Origin of the sequence: Plebeiibacterium marinum, assembly GCF_026013615.1 — a bacterium.
GTDB lineage: Bacteria > Bacteroidota > Bacteroidia > Bacteroidales > Marinilabiliaceae > Saccharicrinis > Saccharicrinis marinus_A.
On record NZ_JAPDPI010000014.1, the window covers coordinates 78,548 to 100,110 of the forward strand.

The following is a 21,563-nucleotide window of genomic DNA, read 5'->3' on the forward strand; positions in this document are numbered from 1 at the left end:
AATAATATGGAGTACGAAGAAATTAAAAAAGTCATAGAAAGCTGCCACCTAAACTTCTTAATTGGCTCAGGTGCATCTGTCCCATTCTTAGGAACGTTAAGTGATATTGAGACTTTACTGACTGACTTATCAAAGAAAGATAATGATGACGATAAGGAAATCGTAGATGCTTCAATAAAAAAGCATTACTATGATGTTGCTGTTAAAGGTAATTCTGAAATTGATTCGGGAACTGGAAGCAAATTGGATTCTGTAAAAACTTCGTACTCAAACTTTATATCTGCGATAAACATTATCCTAACGAGGAGAAAAACTAACCTCGTAACCAAGCAAGCAAATTTGTTCACAACAAACATGGACTTATTTCTTGATTACACCTTAGAAAAACAGAAACTCGCATTTAATGATGGTTTTTCCGGTAGAATGAATCCTGTATATGGTACTGAAAATTTTCATAATTCTATTAGAAAAACAAGCACTCATTATGAGTTTCAATCCGAAGTTCCTCTTTTTAATGTGTTTAAACTTCACGGTAGCGTAAACTGGAAGTTGCATAATGGTAAAATTACGTATGATTACGGTCACACTATACTAAATGAGATTAACTCTTTATCAATTAACAGTGGTGATTTCCTTCCAATTGAATATGAGTCTGACGAAACAGATGATAAGGGTAATAAAATATGGAAATGCTATTCGATTGAGGAACTTTATGACACACAGGATTTACTTGGAATAGAAAAAGGAGAAGCTCATACCCAATTCATTGACACATATAATAAGCTTCAAATGGTAAACCCTACGAAGCAAAAGTTTGAAATAACGACTCAAGACGTTGTGTTTTATGAATTACTAAGGATGTATTCTAATCATTTAGAAAGGGAAAATTCAGTATTATTTGTTTTTGGATTTTCATTTGCTGATGAACACATAAGAGAAATTACAAAAAGAGTTGCAGCCTCAAATCCAACCTTGTTAATTGTAATTTTCGCATATGATTCAAAATCCAAAGAAAGTATTGAAAAAGAAATCCCTAAATCAGCTAACGTAAAGTTTATATTTGATTCAGAAGATAATGTAAAATATTCCTTAGAAACAATTAATCATTCTTACTTTAAAAAATTAGCGGAGGAACTTGAAGGTGGTAGTAATGAAGATGCTGTAGTTATAGATGAACCTAAAACTGTGGAGAATGAATGACCTTAATGCAGTTTTAAAAATAGGAATTGTAAACTCCGTAAAAGGACGTAAAGTTGATGTTATAGTCGATAAAAGTAAAAATGCTTCCCATTTATTGCATAATGGGGATATTATTAAAAATGTCTCTGTTGGTGGATATATTAAAATTACAAAAGGATTTGAAGAACTTGTTGGAAAGATAGAAGGAGAGTATATCTCAACGGATAAATCATTAGATAGAAAAGAGTATGCTCATAACAGGGATAAGATAAGCAGGGTTCTTAATGTAAGTTTGGTTGGCTACTTTGAAAAATTAAAGTTTAAACAAGGCATTAAGGAATTACCCTTAATTGAAAACGAGTGCTATTTACTTACTCAGGATGAATTTAATCGGGTACATCATTTTATCAAAGACATAAACGGAGTGCCTGATATACCTATTAGGATAGGTACTTTGGCTAGTGAAAAGGGCAAGGAAATATCTGTAGGTGTAAATAGTTTATTTGCAAGTCATATTGGTGTTTTTGGTAATACAGGAAGTGGAAAGTCATACACACTGGCAGGACTCTACCACAAATTATTCGAAGCCTATCAAAATAATTCCGGCTTTAAAGCCAATGCCAAATTTCTGATTATTGATTTCAACGGAGAATACCTTAATGGTGCTGAAGGTGATAATATCATAACAGATTTTAAAAACAAAAACTTATACAAACTAACAACTAGGGAAGAATCAACAAAAAAATATCCAATTACTGAAAATGAAATTAGCGATGTTGATTTTTGGTCTATCTTTTTAACTGCGACAGAAAAAACGCAAAAGCCATTTTTAAAAAGAGCTTTAAGTAATGACTTTTATTTTAGTAGGTTAAATGACGAAAATGATTTCAAATACGCAATTTCTGTAATATTGGAATCGCTAGTAACAAAAAAAGTTGATAAGGGTGATATTATGCAATTTCTTAATGATGTTGCTAACTCAACAAAGGCAGAAAATATTGACATCAGTGACTTAATAGATGATTATCAGCAGAATCTAAAATGGCATAGCAATCAGCAGAAGTATTACTTTGAGGATGATGAGCAAACATTGTATGAGGATAATGATGATTTCAAAGAGTATGTTATTACAAATAAACTCGATGATTCATCAATACAGGTTGATGAAATTAGTTACCTTGAAAAAATCAGATTACGTATTGTCTTTCAATTCTATAATGAAATAGCAAAGTTCAACCTAAACACTGAACATATTTCGCCTCTTTTAAAAAGATTAAAGAATATTGAAAACTTGGATAAAGTAATTACGATTTCGTCTGACCATAGCGACAAATTCATAGATATAATTTCTCTTGCAGATGTAAATACTTCAATGAAAAAGGTTCTCCCCTTGTTAATTTGTAAGCAAATCTATGATAAGAAAAAGCAAGAACGAAACGATAAAAAGTTTCTAAATATTATTATTGATGAAGCTCATAATATATTATCGTATAGTTCTCAAAGGGAAAGTGAAACCTGGAAAGATTATCGTTTAGAGACTTTTGAAGAAATCATAAAGGAAGGTAGGAAATTTGGTGTGTTTTTAACAGTTGCAAGTCAAAGACCATCTGATATATCAAGTACGATAATATCTCAATTGCACAATTACTTCTTACATCGACTTATTAATAATAAAGATATTGAAGCAGTAGAAAGGACTGTTTCTTATTTAGACCAAGTGTCATTTGAAGCTTTATCTATATTACCAACAGGCACATGTATTTTGGCTGGGTTAAGTGCGCAAGTGCCAATTATAATTGAAATAGATAAAATTGAAGATGGATACGAACCTTATAATAAAACAATTAAACCAACTGATTATTGGGGAAATTAAAAATTTATAGATATGCAAACATCGACAGATATAAATTCCAAGGATTATGTTTATACTCTTTATAATCAATTCATTGATGAGTGTGTTTTAAAAAGTAATTCCATTCTAACTAATGAGAATGACATATTTACATTAGAGGCTTTGCATGAAATAAAGGGGCGTTTTATTGATGGTGCAATTGAGGGGTCTGAAAGTAATTATTGGGAAAAAATTGGTCAGCAATTTAAAGATGCTGATTACAATGTTCGTTTGTGCTTTGCCCATTTGAATTGGTTATGGTATTTACCAGCTAACGATATAACAACAAATGCAAAACAAGATACTCCATACCGGATTCTTGAACATGAAAATTATAAACAACAATTTAAAGAATCGTGTATTGCAAATTTTTACCCTCAAGTTGGTATAGGTTCAGCAGGTCAATATCATAAAACCAATAAACCATTTGAAATAAGTTACTTGCTTTTGCTATGTGTTAAGTTAAAAGAAAAGGTAAAAAGTGGCGAAATAGGTGCATTTGATGAGGTAAATCAGGAAATTGTAAATGTAGCATCAACGCTTTTTGATAATAACTGGTTAAGAATTGAAGACCGAACATTCAATTTTATGAAAGAACGGGCAGTTGCGATGCAGAACCTGATGCTTCATTTAGCAAAACCTGATTATTACGAGCCAATAGCCTCATTGCAGGATAAGAAATCATTAAAATTAAATTTTGGTAGTCTGTTAAACGGTCAGGGTGATGGTGAATTATCTATTGACGATGAGATTTTTGAAATTAGGAAGAAACTAACAGAACTTGGCGTTATAAGTGAGGGCGAAAGTTTCTATTCAGAGAAACTTAGACCCATTTGGGATAGTAGTCTTCGCAATGTAGCGGATGATATTATGGCTTTGCAGTATAAAAAGTCAATCGTATTATATGGCCCTCCCGGAACAGGAAAAACTTATACCGCAGAAAAACTAGCTAAAGCCTTTATTACAAATCATTTTCTTCACAAGAAAGATAACCTCGAAAGGTTTTTTACTGAGGGTATCAAGAATATTGAAGGTCGAATCCATCAACTTCAATTTAATCCGAATACTTCATACGAAGATTTTATTGCCGGGTATCAATTAAAATCTAACGGAACCAGTTCTGAAACTGTTGCAGTAAAAGGGCAATTGTTTGATATTATTGAAAAAGCAGAATCAGAACAAGAAACTACCGACAAAGCAGGAACCGTTAAATTACCTCATGTACTGATTTTAGACGAAATTAACAGGGTTGATTTATCAAGGGTATTTGGTGAATTTTTCTCTGCAATGGAGTACCGTGGAAAGTCAATTAATACGGCAGTAAAAGGCATAAGCTTAACAGTACCCGAAAACTTATACATTATTGGCACAATGAACGAAATTGATTTTTCTGTTGAACGTGTTGATTTTGCTTTGAGAAGGAGATTTGTATGGCTTTATAAGGGCTATGAAGAAGATTCACTAATTCAAATGCTTAACGGCTCTTTACTTGAAAAGCATGTGGAAGATTTTTTAAGAAGGTGCAAAGGGCTGAATGAATATATCAGTAAGCATATTGAAGAACTTGGAGAAGACTATCAAATCGGTCACGCTTTCTTTGCTGAACTGACTAAAATATATCAGGAGCATGTGAATTTGGTTGGTAAAAACAGACCAAAAGACAAACTGTATAATGAAGCAAGGAAAATACTATGGGAAATATCAATCAAACCTATGATAACGGCATTCTTAGGTAATACCGATAAGACAACCATTAAAGAATACATACAAGAATCAGGAAAAATTTTCGGAGTTGAGTAAGAACATTATACATATCGAAGTTAAAGATTGTAGCTACATTGAAATGGATGCAGAAATGGCTCTGCATATAAATCAATGTTTTACTGAACAAAGTGTTTTCCGTTTAAGCGAAAGAATAAAAGAAGATGAAATTCCTTTGCTTTCTTACGACTACAAATCAAGAAAATGGTTGACAGGAAGATATATTGGTGAACTTAATTTTCAATTTAAAAATCAGTCCTATTGTTTAAAAGTAGTGCCCCGATTTGGTAATGCTATTGTGTTACATCTATTGGAGGAAATATTCAATGTCAAATTAGCTAAAAACAAATCCGACAATAAAATAAATCAAGAATCGCAAAATCAACTAATAAAAAAGTTGATAAGCCTTATATGGACCAGGGAGCTTGGAAAAGCAAACGTTCATGGCATTCCAAAACACAAAGTCAATAATACATACATTGGCAAATCAGTAAAAGGGAAATTAAAAATTAGAGAAAGTATTCTACCGCTATACAATAGCAAACAAATAGTTTCCGAAAAAGTAGAGAAAACTGCTGATGTAACGATTTTGACAATATTACAAAAGGCGTATAGAATTTTATCCAAAGATTATTTTCTCACCCCAAATATGCTGTCGGATAATGTAACAGATGTGCTTAACCATGCTCAAAATTTCCATATTAAAAAGGGGGTTAATGCTAATGAGTACCGAAAAATAAAATACGGAGCAATTTATGAAAGCTTCAGGTCTGTTGTTGATTTCTCGTGGGTTATTATTCAAAGAAAGAATAATAGCATAACTCAAAAGAATTCTGATAAGGATACCGATGCTTTATTTCTTGATATTGCAGAAATATGGGAAAGCTATTTGCTTTCTATATTGAAGAAAGCATACACCACGAAAGGCTGGAAAGTTTTCTCAAAGAAATTTTATACATACGAAAGTCAAAATTTCAAAAGAGGCTTAATTCCTGATATAATTCTTGAAAAGGATGACAATGTATTTGTTTGGGATGCCAAATACAAGAACATGGAGTTTCGTTCAATTGATTATGACAGGAACGACTTTTTTCAGATTCATACTTATGGAGCATATATGAAGGCTCAAAATAAAAATGTGATTGGTTTGGGCTTATTATATCCGTTCAATAAAGAGCTGAATCAGGAAAACGAAAGAAATAATTATTCATCTACTTTATTTGGCGTAAATCAATCAGACACTTGGTTTAAAGTTGATGGAATAAAGTTGTCAGGGGATATAATATCATTAGAAGCAAGCAAAGAAGCTTTTCTTTCCCGGATTAATAAACAAATAATAAATGCGTAATTACTAATATTCAGGCTGATGAGCGATTTTATTCAAACACAGAGACAAAACCAGATAAATTGGCGTAAAACCAATATTTCTACTGCTGAGTGGGGCTTTCAAAATGGAGGTAAGTATGAGCATATTATTCCCAAAAGTAAATGGATAGAAACCGTTTACCTACCTATTAGAAATGAGCTAACTACATACTTGGTTGAGAAAAATATAAAAGAGCATACAGGTGTTCACAATTTAATGAGTTCTTGGGTTTTGAGTGCTAATCTGTATTTTCCTGTTCGTAGTTCAGAAGCGTTCAAGAAATTGATGTTGCAGTTTCTACAAGAAAAGATTTCAAAAGACATTACCGAACTTGTGGATATTCAGCTTGAGTTTGCCTTTGAAGCAAACAGTATTCTACACCCATCAACATTATTGGGTGAAATGGATGGCAGCAGAGGTTCAGGTCAAACTTCTCCTGATGTAGCGTTTCTTGTAAAAACTAAAAATGGCGATGGAATTGTTTTGACAGAATGTAAATATTCCGAACACAGCTTTTACCCTTGTTCTGCACGAACTGTAAAAGGAAGAGAAGAAAAACCCGATAATCCTGATCCCAAAAGATGTTTAGAAGTTTTTACCGAAAACGGTTATAAAAGAATTTGCCATCAAACAGTTTGGGGAAGAAAATACTGGAACAACCTTAGTTTGTCAGATTCTGCTCAATCAAAAATTAAGCGATGCCCTGCTTCAACAGGTGGGTATCAATTATTTCGTCAGCAATCTTTAGCAGAAGGCATAGCCCAAAGTGGCAAATACGCTTTGGTAGCATCTACCGTAGCCTTCGATGGAAGGAATAACGATTTGATTACTTGTCTGAAAACTACGGGTATTGATGACTTTCAGAGTGGATGGAGTGAATTATGGAAAGGGAAAGCCCTGTTTAAAACATGGCATCATCAAGATTGGGTTGCATTTGTTCGGAAAAATCAAAAGGATAATAATTGTAGTGATTGGCTAAGTTATATGAATGAAAGATATGGATACTAAGATATATTAAGCATGACCAAAATAACTGAAAACGATATAGAACTTTGGGCAATTGAGGAACTTGAAAACCTTGGTTGGAACTATATTCATGGTGCTGTTATTGCGCCTGATGGTGAAGAACCGGAACGAAATTCTTTTAGTGATGTAATTTTGAAAGGTCGCTTACAAGAAGCTATTGCCCGAAACAATCCTGAAATACCTTTTGAAGCCCAGCAAGAGGCATTAAAAAACATTGAGCGAATTGTTTCTCCTGAACTCATGGTCAATAATCAGAACTTCCATGAGCTATTAACAGAAGGAGTTCCTGTTGAGTATCGTAAAGATGATATTCAGCGTGGCGACCGGGTTCAGTTGGTCAATTTTAGTAATCCAAAACAAAACGATTTCCTGGTGGTAAATCAATTTACCATCATTGAGAATAACAATAACAAACGCCCTGACCTGATTCTGTTTGTGAACGGTTTGCCCCTGGTCATATTTGAATTAAAAAATGCTGTTGATGAAAATGCAACTTTACATTCAGCATTTAAGCAAATTCAAACCTATAAAGACACTATACCAGGTCTGTTTACATTCAACACTTTTTGTGTTCTGTCTGATGGTGCTGATGCAAAAGCTGGTTCTTTATCGGCTGGATATTCTCGTTATTTAGCATGGAAAACAAGTGATGGCATTCAGGAAGCATCTACCCTAACAAGCCAATTAGAGGTACTGATAAAAGGTTTAACTAATCCTGAAACCTTATTAGACTACATACGCCACTTTATTGTTTTTGAAGAAGATAAACATATTGATGCAAAAGGAATATCCTCTATTAAGACTATAAAAAAAGTTGCAGCCTATCATCAATACTATGCTGTAAACAAAGCGATTGAATCTGTAAAAAAAGCATCTGCTGATAATGGTGACCGAAAAGGTGGTGTAGTATGGCATACACAAGGTAGTGGTAAGTCGCTTTCAATGGTGTTTTTTAGTGGTAAGTTGGTTTTACAGCTTAACAACCCAACCATTTTAGTAATTACCGACCGTAATGATTTAGACGACCAATTGTTTGATACTTTCGGTTCATCAAAACAACTATTGCGTCAAGTTCCAATCCAGGCAGAAAGCAGAGAGCATTTAAAAGAATTGCTAAAAGTAGCCTCCGGAGGAATTGTATTTGCTACCATTCAAAAATTCCAACCCGAAGATGGTTCGAACATATATGAGCAACTATCAGACCGCACAAACATTGTTGTGGTTGCAGATGAAGCTCACCGCACACAATATGGTTTTAAACCAAAAACTATTGATGTAAAAGACGATAATGGTAATGTAATTGGTCAACGTTTGGTTTATGGTTTTGCTAAGTATATGCGTGATGCTTTACCCAATGCAACGTATCTAGGATTTACAGGGACTCCTGTTGAATCTACTGATGCAAATACCCCTGCCGTTTTTGGTAACTATGTTGATATTTACGATATAGCTCAAGCCGTTGAAGATGGTGCTACCGTTCCTATTTACTATGAAAGCCGTTTGGTGAAAATCAATCTTTCGGAAGAAGGCAAACAGCTTATTGAGGAACTGGATGAAGAATTAGCCAAAGATGAATTAACCGATACTCAAAAAGCGAAAGCCAAGTGGACAAAGGTTGAAGCCATTATTGGTAGTGAAGCCCGATTAAAGAAGGTAGCAGAAGATATTGTTTTTCACTATGAGGAACGCACCAATAGCGGTATCGAAGGTAAAGCCATGATTGTTGCCATGAGCCGACAAATAGCAGTTGACCTGTATAAGGAAATCATTAAAATACGCCCACATTGGCATGATGATGATTTGGATAAAGGTGTGCTAAAAGTAGTGATGACTGCTTCTTCATCCGATGGTCCAGAGCTAATGAAGCATCATACATCAAAAGACCAACGCAGAGCATTAGCCGACCGAATGAAAGATACCTCCGACCCGATGAAATTGGTAATTGTTCGGGATATGTGGTTGACAGGATTTGATGCGCCAAGTATGCACACTTTGTATATCGACAAACCAATGAAAGGTCATAACCTGATGCAAGCAATAGCAAGGGTTAACCGTGTATATAAAGATAAACCGGGCGGTTTGGTGGTCGATTATTTTGGTATTGCCTCTGATTTAAAAAAGGCACTATCCTTTTATTCCGATAGTGGTGGAAAAGGCGACCCGGCAGAAGCACAGGAAAAGGCGGTTCAGCTTATGTTAGAAAAACTTGAAATAGTTTCTCAAATGTATTCAGAGAACCCTACTGTTCAACATTCAGATTATGCTATGGCAGCCGAACCTAAAGTTCCTTATGGTGATGGCTTTGCCTATGAAGATTATTTTGATGCTCCGGTAAAGCAGAAGTTAGAACTTATTATTGCGGCAGTAGAACATATTCTTAGTTTGGATGATGGTAAAAACAGATATGTAAGAGAAGTAACAGCTCTCTCAAAAGCGTTTGCTATTGCCTTACCTCACGATGAAGCAATGGATGCCAAAGATGAGATTGCATTCTTTCAGGCAGTTAAAGCCCGAATCCAAAAGCTTGATATGGGTGAAGTTTCAGGTGGAAAAACCGATTACGAAATTGAAACCGCAATTAAACAAGTTATTGATGAAGCCATAGTTTCTGAACAGGTAGTAGATATTTTTGATGCAGCAGGAATTAAAAAGCCGGAATTGTCTGTATTGGATGATGACTTTCTTGAGGAAATGAAAGACATGAAGCATAAGAACCTTGCTTTGGAAGTCCTCAAAAAACTACTCAACGATGAAATAAAGGTAAGAGCCAAACACAATATTGTACAGAGCCGTACCCTAATGGAGATGTTAGAGTCATCTATAAAGCGGTATCAGAATAACTTAATCACCGCTGCCGAAATCATTCAGGAAATGATTGAACTGGCAAAAGAAATAAAGGAAGCAGATAAGCGTGGCGAAAAAATGGGATTATCAAAAGATGAATTGGCGTTTTATGATGCGGTTGCCTCAAATGGAAGTGCCAAAGATATGCTTGGTGATGAAGTGCTTCTAAAACTTGCAAGGGTACTTGTTGAACGTGTTAAAGCCAATGCCACAATAGACTGGACTATAAAAGAATCTGTAAAAAAGAAGCTGAAAGTAATCGTAAAAAGAACGCTTCGCCAATATGGTTATCCACCGGATTTACAAAAGTTGGCAACAGAAACTGTATTAAGCCAGGCAGAAGCTTTGGCAGATTTTTGGAATGATTGAAAAATTTTTTGAAAAAATTAAACAGAAACAGATTTGAAAGCTGTAACAATATGTTAAAACAAAACATATTTTTTAACTTACAGCTTTTATCAAAAATGGCTGATAAAATTAAAATATATAATAGTGATGTGCTATGAAAGTTATTAAACAAAACCCTTTTAGAGTGCTTGGGCTGCTTGGAAACTCAACTGAAAGGGAATTGCAAAAGCAAATCGGAATTATTAAGCGTTATGCGGAGATAGGTAAAACCAAATCATTTGACTATGATTTACAAATTATCGGTAATCTGTCCAGGACGAGTGAAGAAATTCAAATTGCTGCAAGCAGTATAGAGCAAGCTCAAAAAAAATTACATTATTCTTTGTTTTGGTTTATTAAAAACTCTCCTCTCGATGAAGTTGCCTTAAACCATCTAAATCAGAACACAAACAAGGCGATAGAGATTTGGAACAAAACACTTAAAGATGAAGTAACGCCAAAGAATTATAGTGCTTACTTAAATCTATCAACTTTATACCTTGCTTTATCTACAATTGGAGAACAATTAAGTATAAGTGAGTTGCAACAAGCTATACTTCTTAAAGGACAATTAATCAATTCCGAAAGCTTTTTAGACCTTTCAAAAGAAGTAACCGGGAATGGCATAGGTATAAGTTCAGATGATGTCAATAAAGCATTTGTTGATGAAGTAATCAGTTCTTTAAAACCCTTTTTAGATAAAGCAAACGGAATTAATACAAGGGAATTGATTTCTCTTTTTAGTTCCTATCCTGTCAGCGTTCAAAAATACCTTGCATCAAAATTCACAGAAGTTCCAATCTCAAATATTGAGAATAGTATTGATAAAGCAACATCTAAGCGAAAAAGCAATCCGAGAGATGCAGAAGAACATGGAGAAGAACTATATAAGCAGACTAAAGCTGACATTACACTTTTAAACAAACTGCTTGGTAAAGATAGTGTTCAGTATCAGATGTTAGTTAATAAGTTAGCAAATGAGATATTACAATGTGCTGTAGATTTTTTCATTGAATACCGTGATAGTGATGAATACGACCCAGGTGAGCCTGCTCTAAAAGTAATGAAAATGGCTAAGTCTATCAATCCGACTGGTCAAACCAAAAGTCGTATAGACGAGAATATTGAGAATTTGCAAGAGTGGATAGATGGAAGTGAAGAAAGAAATATTCAGAAGAAAATACATGACGAACTTGTATTTATAGGTTCAAAACTAGAAAGATTTCAAAAGTTATCAGATACAGTATCCAATGCGAAAGATTTGGTTGTTTCCTGTAAACCTAAATTAGATAGTATTAAAGCTACTTTAGGCTCAACAAATGAGATATATTTAAAAATGTCATCAGCGATAGTAGGTAATGCTCAAGGCATGTTGGTAGCTGCTGTGAATGAAGCTCAGGAAGGCTTTAAAAGATATAAAGATTTTGGGGGGTTAGGTTACTCTCATTCATATTCTGGAGATTCAGAACTAAATAAACTTTTAGGTAATTTAAAGGTAGTCTCCTTATCCGAATTAAAAACAATAGTTGTTGGGGCGTATGAAGTTACAACTCTTATGACTTCTTTCGATATGGACTATCAATTAAGAAGTAAATTTAACGAAAATAGAAGTGCTTTAGGTAATATTAAAAATCAAATCCAATCAGCAACAAGAAGTACAACCCCTTCATATAGTAGCGGAAGTAGTTCAAGTGGCAGTAGTGGAGGTTGTTACATAGCAACAATGGCTTATGGAAGCTATGACCATCCACAGGTTATTATTTTAAGGAAATTTAGGGATGAAATATTATCCCACTCTATTTTTGGAAAAGCTTTTATAAGGTTCTATTATGCAACTTCTCCTTCGTTGGTTAAAGCATTGCAGAATCAAAAGAAAATAAACCACTATATACGCAATATTTTAGATAGATTAATTAAACACATACAATAATGAAAAGACTTATAATAATACTTGCATTGACCCTGCCATTTTATGGCCTTTTTGCTCAAACAGATAGTGTTGAGATTGCCAGCTTAAAACAAAAAGTAACAGAGATTGAGAGTACATTAAATACCGCAACCTCAAAAACTGATAAGCTAGAAACACAGAATAAATCACTATTAAAAAGATTGTCTTCATTAAATAATGAGCTAAACTCCTATAAATCGTTTTCTGCAAGTCAAATTGATAGCTTAAAGGGTGTTATTAGAACTAACGAAGCTAACATTGATAATACAGCCAATGAGTTGGGGATTAAGATTAATAAATCTGAGCAAAATACAAACCAGAGCATCTCCCACCTTAATGAATCACTAAGCCAGACAACTCTTTATTGGATAATAGCCAGCGTGATTTTAGCAGTATTGTTGTTAGTTGTTTTCCTTATTCTCCGCAAACAAATCTTTAAACAAAAAACCGACCTTGTTACAGATATTCAGAACACGAGAAAAAATCTTGAAGAAGAAGGTGTTAAATTGGACAATAAATTAATAGAAGTCCTTGAATCTCAACTTAAAATTGTTGATGGCAATAAGTCTCAAACAGCATCCCCAAATGAAACAGACCATACTTTGGCCTTGAAAGTTGCTGACGAAATTATTCGCATTCAAAAGAATCTGACAAGGATGGATGAAAAAACGAAAGGCTTGAAACAGCTTTCGGCATCAGTAAAACGAATCCAAGATAACTTTGCTTCAAATGGATATGAACTTGTTGAAATGCTTGAACAACCATATAGTGAAGGTATGAAAGCATCTGTTACGTTTGTTCCGGATGAAAACCTTGAAAAAGGTCAACAAATAATAACAAGAATTATTAAACCGCAAGTGAATTATCAGGGTGTTATGATACAAACAGCCCAAATAGAAGTTAGTCAAGGAGAATAATAAAAAATTAAAATAATGGCAAGAACAAAAATAGATTACGGAATTGACCTTGGAACAACCAATTCAGCCATCTCCAGAATGGAACATGGTGAACCTGTGATAAAAAAGACCGATACACTTAAAGATACGATGCCTTCTTGTGTGTATGTAAATAAAAAGAAGGCGATACAGGTTGGTGATAGTGCTTATAATGCAATGAAGCGTGATAAATTAAAGGCAATGAAAAGCTTTGATTCTGATGCTTCAAATTCCTTCATAGAATTTAAACGTACTATGGGTACTGATAAAAAGTACAATAGCACGAACATGGGGAAAGAATTTTCCTCGGAAGAATTATCAGCAGAAGTCCTAAAAACATTGAGGTCTTTTGTGTCTGATGAAACTTTTAAATCAATAGTTATTACCGTTCCGGCGAAGTTTACAATTAACCAAAAGGATGCAACAGTCAGGGCTTCTAAATTAGCTGGTTTTGAACATTGTGAATTATTGCAAGAACCTATTGCTGCCTCTATGGCTTATGGATTAGATAGCAAAAGCAAAGATGGTTATTGGTTAGTTTTTGACTTTGGTGGGGGTACTTTTGATGCTGCTCTTTTAAAAGTTGAAGAAGGTATAATGAAGGTAATAGATACCGAGGGTGATAACTATTTGGGAGGTAAAAACCTTGATTTTGCAATTGTTGATGAAATTATAATACCTCATTTGCAGGAGAATTTTGCAATAGATTCAATAATTGAGGACGAGAAGAAAAAGCACGTTTTACAGGAGACTGTAAAAGCTTTCGCTGAGGAAACCAAAATTCAAATGTCATTTAATGATACCTTCAATATATTATCCGATTTGGGAGATATACCAGGAGAAGATGACGAAGGAGAAGAATTTGAATTGGATATTACGGTTACTCAGGAAATGATGCAAAATACCCTGGGTCCAATTTTCCAAAAATCAATAGATATTTGTAAAGACTTATTAAAAAGAAACAGCCTGTCAGGTTCTGATTTAGATTCCTTAATTCTTGTTGGGGGGCCAACTTATTCTCCTGTTTTAAGAAAGATGCTTGAAGAACAAATCTGTAAACCAGATGTTAGCGTTGACCCAATGACTGTTGTTTCTAAAGGTGCAGCTCTTTATGCTTCAACAATTGATGTTTCTGATGAAATAAAAGAACAGCAACGAGACAAGACAAAGATTCAATTGGAGTTTGGTTACGAAGCAACAACTGTTGAAGAAGAAGAATTTGTTACAGTAAAAATATTAAAAGACAAAACAGAAGGTGAAATCCCATCTAAAGTTTTTGTTGATGTCGTTCGTGCAGATAAAGCTTGGTCGAGCGGTAAAACAGAAATAGATGAAGCCGGGGATGTTATTGAAGTAAAACTAAATTCCGGTAAACCCAATGCTTTTGATGTATTGACGTATAATGAGCAGGGTGATTTATTACCTAGCGAACCATCAAGTTTTACCATTATTCAAGGCTCAAAAGTAGGAAGTGCTACGTTACCTTATAACATTGGTATTGAAATAAAAAGTAGAGCTTCCGGCAAGGTGGTTTTTAGAAGTATTAAAGGATTAGAAAAGAATCAATCTACACCAGCAACCGGAACAATAAATGGGTTAAAAACTCAAAAACAAATTAGACCAGGTATCGCAGAAGATTCTATCAAAATACCTATATATCAGGGAGAACATGGTGCAGAAAACACAAGAGCGATTTATAATGAACATGTTTACGATGTTATAATTTCAGGAAATGATTTACCTAGTTTATTACCTGAAGGTAGTGATGTTGATTTAACCGTAAAAGTTGATAAGTCTGAAGGGATAAGTCTATCTGCATTCTTTCCAACACTTGACTATTCACACGATATTGAAGTGCCAAGTAATACAACGCAAGAAGAAATTGATGCAGGGTGGCTTGATGTAGAAATCAACAAGGCTAAACAAACATTAAGCTTAATTCAACAAGAAGGAATCTACTCAGATGAAGAAACGCTTGCCAAATTAAATTCTGAAATATCTGAAACACAAAAACGTTTTGAACAAGGAAAGGGTGATTACGACCGTAAAAAAGATGTACTTGATAGTTTAAGACGCTCCTTGAAAAAACTTGACGAAATACAAGCTTCAAGTGAATGGCCTAAGACAGAAGAAGAATTAAAAGATGTTTTCTATCGTTTAGAGGAAACTAATGAAAGATTTGGGAACGAAAAAACTACGGCTGTTTTACATCAGTTCAAAGAACAAATTCCTGAAATAATTAAAGAAAAGAATGTTAAAGTTGCGCAAGAAATGATTGACAATATGCGTTCACTTGATTTTGCTTTAGTTGACCAGGGATTAGGTGCTCAGATGGAAATCATTTATCTGAAAAATTTCAATGATGAATTTGACACTCTGCATTGGAAGGATAGAAACAGGGCTAGGATGACATTAGATAGAGGTTTGCAAATGGCAGCAAATAACCCAACTAAAGAAAAACTAAGACCTGTAATTATTGAATTGTTTAATTTACTTCCTGAAACCGACAAACCTATGATTGGTGGTGGTGATGGTAGTGAGTTAATTGGTTAATATGAAGCAGTTTTTAAACAAAAAGCAAATAATAAACTCCACCTATGAAGTTCAATTCTTCTTGGGTGGGGATTCTTATTGCCAAAAATACAGGGTTAAGGGAAACGATGGGAAATCCTATTTATTGAAGCTTTATAACAGTTCAAAGCTTTCTAGTTTTGATTTTTCAAATGCAAACCTTTTTGAGGTTGAAATACTAGCATCAGTAAATTCATCAGGGGTAGTTCATTTAGTAAATAATGGAGAACTAATAAATGATAATCAGAAATATCATTATATCGTAAATGAATTTATTTCAGGAGAGAGTATTACCGAAAAGTTGAAAAGAGAAGGCGTTTTTTCACCTTATGCAGCTGTCCCGATAATTATAGAATTACTTAACTCATTGAAGGATTGTCATTCCCACCCCAAAAGTATTATTCATAACAATATTAATACATCAACGGTTACGCTTGATTATTCTAAAAACAGGGAGAAACCAATACTTACCGATTTTAACCAGGCAAAATATATTTCGAGCAAAAGCAATTCTGTTAATTTGAATCGCTTAAATCCATTTTTTATTGCTCCTGAATTATACAATGGGATTTTCACTCCCCAAAGTGATATTTTCTCTGTTGGTGCTTTACTCTATAATATGGTGATGGGGATTCCTCCTTGGTATATTGAAATTCCTCCATTTCAACATACTCAGGAAAAATTTATTTCTGCAATAAATGAAAAACGATTGACACCTCTTAGCTTCGGGTTAAAAGAAATTGAAGAATTGGATGATGAGCATCTAAAAGAAACACTAAAGAGAGCTTTAGCTTTAAATATAGATAACAGATTTAAAAATGCAGATGAGTTTATTGACGCATTAAATCGAAAAACTGCATTACACAAACCTGAGAAGAAAACATCGCCTGTAAAAAAAGCTAAACCTAAAAGTGGTGAGGGATTTTCTGCTATTGCAGGGATGCAGGAATTAAAGGATATACTATACAATGATGTAATCAGGGCTTTAAACGAAAAGGAACTGTATGAAAGTTATGGGATAACCATTCCTAACGGTATGTTGCTTTACGGGCCTCCTGGTTGTGGAAAAACCTTTATCTCAGAAAAATTTGCAGAAGAAGTCGGGTTTAATTTTTTGCAACTTAAACCTTCTGATATAAAAAGCAAATATATCAATGCAACTGAGGAGAAAATTGGTGAAATATTTAAAGAAGCTATTGAAAAAGCTCCTTCAATAATTTTCATAGATGAAATTGATGCCGTTGTTCCTAATCGCGAAGGAGATGTTCACCAAATGCACGCTTCCGCAGTAAATGAATTTTTAGCACAAATGTCTAATTGTTCCGAAAAAGGAATTTTTATTATCGCTGCATCTAATCGACCCGAAAAAATTGACCCAGCTATTCTTAGAACAGGTCGTATTGACCGGGTGATTTATCTCTCTCCACCGGATTACGAGGCACGAGTATCAATGCTTAAACTTTACTTAAAGAATAGACCTGTTGATTTAGGGGTTAATTATGAACGTATTGCTCAGTTAACCGAGAATTATGTTTCTAGTGATATTAAGTTCCTTGTAGATGAAGCATCAAGAGCTGCTTTAAAAATCAAGGCTAGAATCACTCAAGAAATAATTGAAAAGGCAATTGAGTTAAATCAACCTTCGGTATCTTATTCAGAAATAAAGAAGTATGAATTACTTAAAGAACAATTGGAAGATAAAAAAACAAATAAATCTGAGCCTCCAGCAAGAAGACCTGTTGGCTTCAAAAGAACAGATAATAATTAATACCCAATAATTATGGATAAAACAGAATTCAAAAAGCTTTTGTTTAAAGTTGCATTTTGTACTATGGCTTGTGATGGTCATATTGATAAAAGGGAAATTGAAGAATTAAAACTAATGGATAAAAACACTACCTTTTTTGAGGCTATTGATTTATCCGATGAGTTATCTGAATTAGTAAATTCATTAGATAAGAAGGGTACTAAAATAATTGAAGAACTTTTTGAAAGCTTATCAAAAATAGAATTAAACGCAATTCAGGAGTTGATAATTTTAGAAGTTGCATTACGAATTATCAATGCAGATGAAATACATGATGAAAACGAGGTTCGCTTTGTCAATCTGCTTAGGGGAAAATTAGAGGTTCATGACGAAATTATTAATGACCGATTTGGAAAGCTTGATATTCTTCACACCAATGAATATTCAAGGAACATTACCTCAAAAAGTTTGGAATCCTTCCATCTACCTGATATGAGTAATATTAAGGAGATTGATTTAAAACTAGATTAGTTGTAAAACAAAATAAAATAGAGAAGTCGGCACCACCGACTTTTTTTATGCTCATTTTTTGACAAATTTCTTCAAAAACTTACAAACTCTTTCAACTACCATTAAACCCTAACATCCCCACCATTAGCCTACTATATGTTTGTTTCCATTATGGAAGCAAGCACAAAGAAAATATTAGGCACATTAGCAGCAGTTGCAGCAGTTGGCGGTGGTTTCTACCTGATTAAAAAAGGCAAAAAGCTTCTTGCCGGGGCAAAAATGAACTTTGCTCTTTTAGGATTCCGCATCCACAAGATGAACTTACAGGAAGTTCAGTTTGCCGTAAAGCTTCGCTGCTACAATCCCACCAAAGCCCCCATCACATTAGCCGTTAACCAGGTAGTTGCAAATTACAAGGGTTCGGCAGTCGCTTATTCTACCCCCGATATTAAAGGACTTACCATTGGTGCAGGCAAAACACAAGAGCCTGAAATCGTTTTTCAAGTGCCATACCTGAACCTTATGGGTAAAGGTCTTACTCTTTCCGTGCTTTCCAATACTCAGCAACTTAAAGCTGATATGACTTTCACCATGACCATCAGCGTTAATGGCGAAACTCTTACTACCACGCAATCATTATCAGAGGACGAAAATATGAACGGATTAGCATTGGGCGAATTGGGCATTGTATCCGGCCCACGAAACACCCAAAACGGTAAACGTTTCAACCACCTTATAAAAAAGGCAAACGGACAGGACACATTTATAAAAAACGGCAACGTAATTGAAACCGTTGAAAGTTGTATTGATATTATCGGTACGCATTTTCGGGAAGTCGAGGAACTGGCAAGTATGCTTCAAGGTGATTCACTCAAAGAATCTTGCAGAAACATCTTCAACTTTTCGTACAACTATTTACAGTACCATAAAGACGATGATGGAACGGAACAGCTCCGTACTCCTTCACGTTCTTGGTTAGACGGACAAATTAAGTTCAAACAGAAAGGCAAATCAGATGCAGGGATTGACTGTGATGATTACAGCATTTTTGTGGGTTCGCTTTTAAAGTGTTTGGGCATTCCGTTCAAGCTCCGTATTACCAAGTATGACGGTAAAAAGAACTTTCAGCATATCTATGTGATTGTTCCTGCCGTTGGTGATTCCGAAGATGAAATCGTTATCGACCCTGTTCTTTCAAAGTTCGATTACCAAAAGCCATACAGTTTTGAGCGTTCGGATTTTGATATGTCTCCTTTGCAATTGGCAGGACTTAGAGGTATTGACGGTATAACAGGTACAAGTGCTTTAGGATTACCCATATCGGTTTTATCAGGCATTGATTTAGCTGGCGGTGTTCAGGCACAAGCCAACCATGAAGACCTTATTGCCATTGTTTCAGGTGTTGACTTTGACGATGCCATAAATGGTTTAGGTGATGCAGAAGATGCCACATATAACTATTTAGTCCGCACCCGGAATTATCTCTTAAAGAACAGGGATAACAAGGATAAAATGGCTCACGTCCAAAACCCTGACCAATTCATTTCCATGTTGGACCAGGCTATCAAGTTTTGGAATACTCCACAACGTGATGCCGTATTGGATAAACTATCTGATATTGAAGAAAAGCTTGCCGAAAATGGTCTGATTAAATACGATTCAGAAGCCATCCAGGGATTGGCTGAATTGGATGAGTTGGACGATGAAATGGACGGCTTGGGAAGAAGAAAAAGACGTAGAGGTCGATTCTTCAAGGCAATAAAACGTGTGGGCAAAAAGATTGGCAAAGTAGCCAAGAAAGTAGTTAAGGCAATCGTAAGGTTTAATCCTCTATCCATTGCAATCAGAGGCGGATTATTGGCAGCCTTACGCTTAAATATGTTTGGTATTGCCAAGAAGCTTCAATATGCCTACTTGCCAGACAATCTTGCAAGCAAATACAACATCGACCCGGCAAAACATGCCAAACTAAAGAAGACACATGGCAAGGTTCGTAAGCTATTTAAAGGTTTACAGGGTAAAGAATCCAACCTTAGAAAAGCAATCCTGAAAGGTGCAAAGCAAAAGAGTTCCGACTTCTCACTTAAAGGAATTGACGGTTTACTTGCTGATTTGAAAGGCTTGGAAGCCATTGGCGAATTGGCAGAATTGGGCAATATGGGTGCAGTTGCCACAGGTGCATCGGTAGCAGCAGCAAGTGGTGTGTTGGCAAAAATCGGAAGCTGGTTAAAGCCTATCAAAAACATCTTTACAAAGGTTAAGAGTAAATTCAAAAAAGCTGCTCCTGCAACGGAAGCGGTATCTCAATTTACCAATCAGGCAGCTCCTACAACTGAGGCTTATGCTCCACCAACAAACAGCGTGATGCCTCCATCAAATAGTATCATGCCACAGTCTGGCAGTTATACTCCCCAACCCATAATGAAATCCGGGAATTACACTCCTCAATCGACTTCAACAAATTCTACTGCAATAGGCAAAAAGAAACTGAGCAAGGGAGCAAAAGTCGGTATTGGTTTAGGTGTTGCAGCACTTGTTGGTACAGGAGCTTATCTCATGTTCCGCAAAAAAGGCAGCACTCCGGCTAAACGGAAGTCATCCCCTAAGAAAACTACCAATAAAGAAGATTTAGGAAGCATCAAGCTTCAATAAATAATTGTGAATCAATAATTAAAATTTAGAAAACATGGCAGTTAAAAAATCAACGTCAAGTACCCCAAGGAGAACTTCAAGAGGTACAAAGATTGACTTTATGAAAGCTACCAACAACATAGGCAAGCCCATTGCTGCCGTAGCAGGGTTTGCAGTTGGCAAGTACGCTTTAAAGAAGTTGGAAAAGAGCCAGACCGTTAGCGGTTTGTTGGGCAACGAAATGAAAACCTACATCGTTCCGGCAGCCGTTACTATGGGCGGTTTGGTTGGTACACAGTTTACCAAAAACGAGTATGTAAAGCTGGGCTTGGTTGGTGCAGCAGGTGCAGGTGTTGAATCCATTATCAAAAAAGCCACAGGTAAAACTATCCTTCAAGGATTAGAGGGCATTATCGGTGATGAAGATTACAGCGATGTGGACGAAATGGACGGACTACGTGCCTTAAATCCAATCACGCAAGCACTCCCGGCAGCCGACATTGACATCGAGCGTGAAATTCAGGCTTCGGTATCAGGTGCAGCATCGGACTATTCGATGAGTGACGACCCCATCGGCAGCGCAGCCAATGATTACGCAATGAGCGATGAGCCTATTGGCAGTTCAGATGATGACGATGAGCCAGTTGGCAAAATCCAAAATCTCGACCCCGACAGCATGGACTATGACATCTTTTCGGGCGATATGATGGCATCCTGATTCTCACTAAATAACATTTAATCAATTTAATAACAAAGGCTAATAAGCC

General features: G+C 35.3%; 13 protein-coding genes. All 13 read left to right on the plus strand.

The features are described 5' to 3' along the window. Nucleotides 1-6 precede the first annotated feature (6 nt). The 13 genes from OM074_RS08500 to OM074_RS08560 all read left to right on the plus strand — a co-directional run bounded on the left by OM074_RS08500 (nt 7) and on the right by OM074_RS08560 (nt 21,514). A complete protein-coding gene (locus OM074_RS08500) occupies nt 7-1,200 on the plus strand; it encodes an SIR2 family protein (protein WP_301199037.1) in 1,194 nt (397 codons plus the stop codon). Beyond that, nucleotides 1,193-3,052 carry an ATP-binding protein gene (locus tag OM074_RS08505; protein WP_301199038.1) on the plus strand — a complete coding sequence of 620 codons (1,860 nt, stop codon included), beginning with the start codon at nt 1,193-1,195 and terminating at the stop codon, nt 3,050-3,052. The genes OM074_RS08500 and OM074_RS08505 overlap by 8 nt, the downstream gene beginning before the upstream one ends. Nucleotides 3,053-3,064: 12 nt before the next feature. Then, nucleotides 3,065-4,870 carry an McrB family protein gene (locus OM074_RS08510; protein ID WP_301199039.1) on the plus strand — a complete coding sequence of 602 codons (1,806 nt, stop codon included), beginning with the start codon at nt 3,065-3,067 and terminating at the stop codon, nt 4,868-4,870. Next, nucleotides 4,863-6,179 (plus strand): 5-methylcytosine restriction system specificity protein McrC, encoded by a 1,317-nt coding sequence (locus OM074_RS08515; protein WP_301199040.1) that lies wholly within the window; start codon nt 4,863-4,865, stop codon nt 6,177-6,179. The genes OM074_RS08510 and OM074_RS08515 overlap by 8 nt, the downstream gene beginning before the upstream one ends. Nucleotides 6,180-6,197: 18 nt before the next feature. Beyond that, nucleotides 6,198-7,205, plus strand: coding sequence for a PGN_0703 family putative restriction endonuclease (locus OM074_RS08520; protein ID WP_301199041.1), 1,008 nt, complete (start codon nt 6,198-6,200; stop codon nt 7,203-7,205). A 12-nt stretch (nt 7,206-7,217) separates the two neighbouring features. Then, a complete protein-coding gene (locus OM074_RS08525; protein ID WP_301199042.1) occupies nt 7,218-10,436 on the plus strand; it encodes a type I restriction endonuclease subunit R in 3,219 nt (1,072 codons plus the stop codon). Between the two features lie 133 nt (nt 10,437-10,569). Continuing rightward, nucleotides 10,570-12,384 carry a CFI-box-CTERM domain-containing protein gene (locus OM074_RS08530; RefSeq protein WP_301199043.1) on the plus strand — a complete coding sequence of 605 codons (1,815 nt, stop codon included), beginning with the start codon at nt 10,570-10,572 and terminating at the stop codon, nt 12,382-12,384. Continuing rightward, nucleotides 12,384-13,319 carry a coiled-coil domain-containing protein gene (locus OM074_RS08535; protein ID WP_301199044.1) on the plus strand — a complete coding sequence of 312 codons (936 nt, stop codon included), beginning with the start codon at nt 12,384-12,386 and terminating at the stop codon, nt 13,317-13,319. Before OM074_RS08530 ends, OM074_RS08535 begins: the two co-directional genes overlap by 1 nt. A gap of 15 nt (nt 13,320-13,334) precedes the next feature. Then, complete coding sequence (locus OM074_RS08540; RefSeq protein WP_301199045.1) at nt 13,335-15,890, plus strand: Hsp70 family protein; 2,556 nt, start codon at nt 13,335-13,337, stop codon at nt 15,888-15,890. Nucleotide 15,891: 1 nt separating this feature from the next. Further along, nucleotides 15,892-17,676, plus strand: coding sequence for an AAA family ATPase (locus tag OM074_RS08545; RefSeq protein WP_301199046.1), 1,785 nt, complete (start codon nt 15,892-15,894; stop codon nt 17,674-17,676). A 12-nt stretch (nt 17,677-17,688) separates the two neighbouring features. Then, nucleotides 17,689-18,186, plus strand: coding sequence for a tellurite resistance TerB family protein (locus tag OM074_RS08550; RefSeq protein ID WP_301199047.1), 498 nt, complete (start codon nt 17,689-17,691; stop codon nt 18,184-18,186). 150 nt (nt 18,187-18,336) lie between these two features. Then, nucleotides 18,337-20,817, plus strand: a complete 2,481-nt coding sequence (locus tag OM074_RS08555) for a hypothetical protein (RefSeq protein WP_301199048.1) — start codon at nt 18,337-18,339, stop codon at nt 20,815-20,817. 34 nt (nt 20,818-20,851) lie between these two features. Beyond that, nucleotides 20,852-21,514: a hypothetical protein gene (locus OM074_RS08560; RefSeq protein WP_301199049.1), complete on the plus strand. Its 663-nt coding sequence runs from the start codon at nt 20,852-20,854 to the stop codon at nt 21,512-21,514. Nucleotides 21,515-21,563 lie beyond the last annotated feature (49 nt).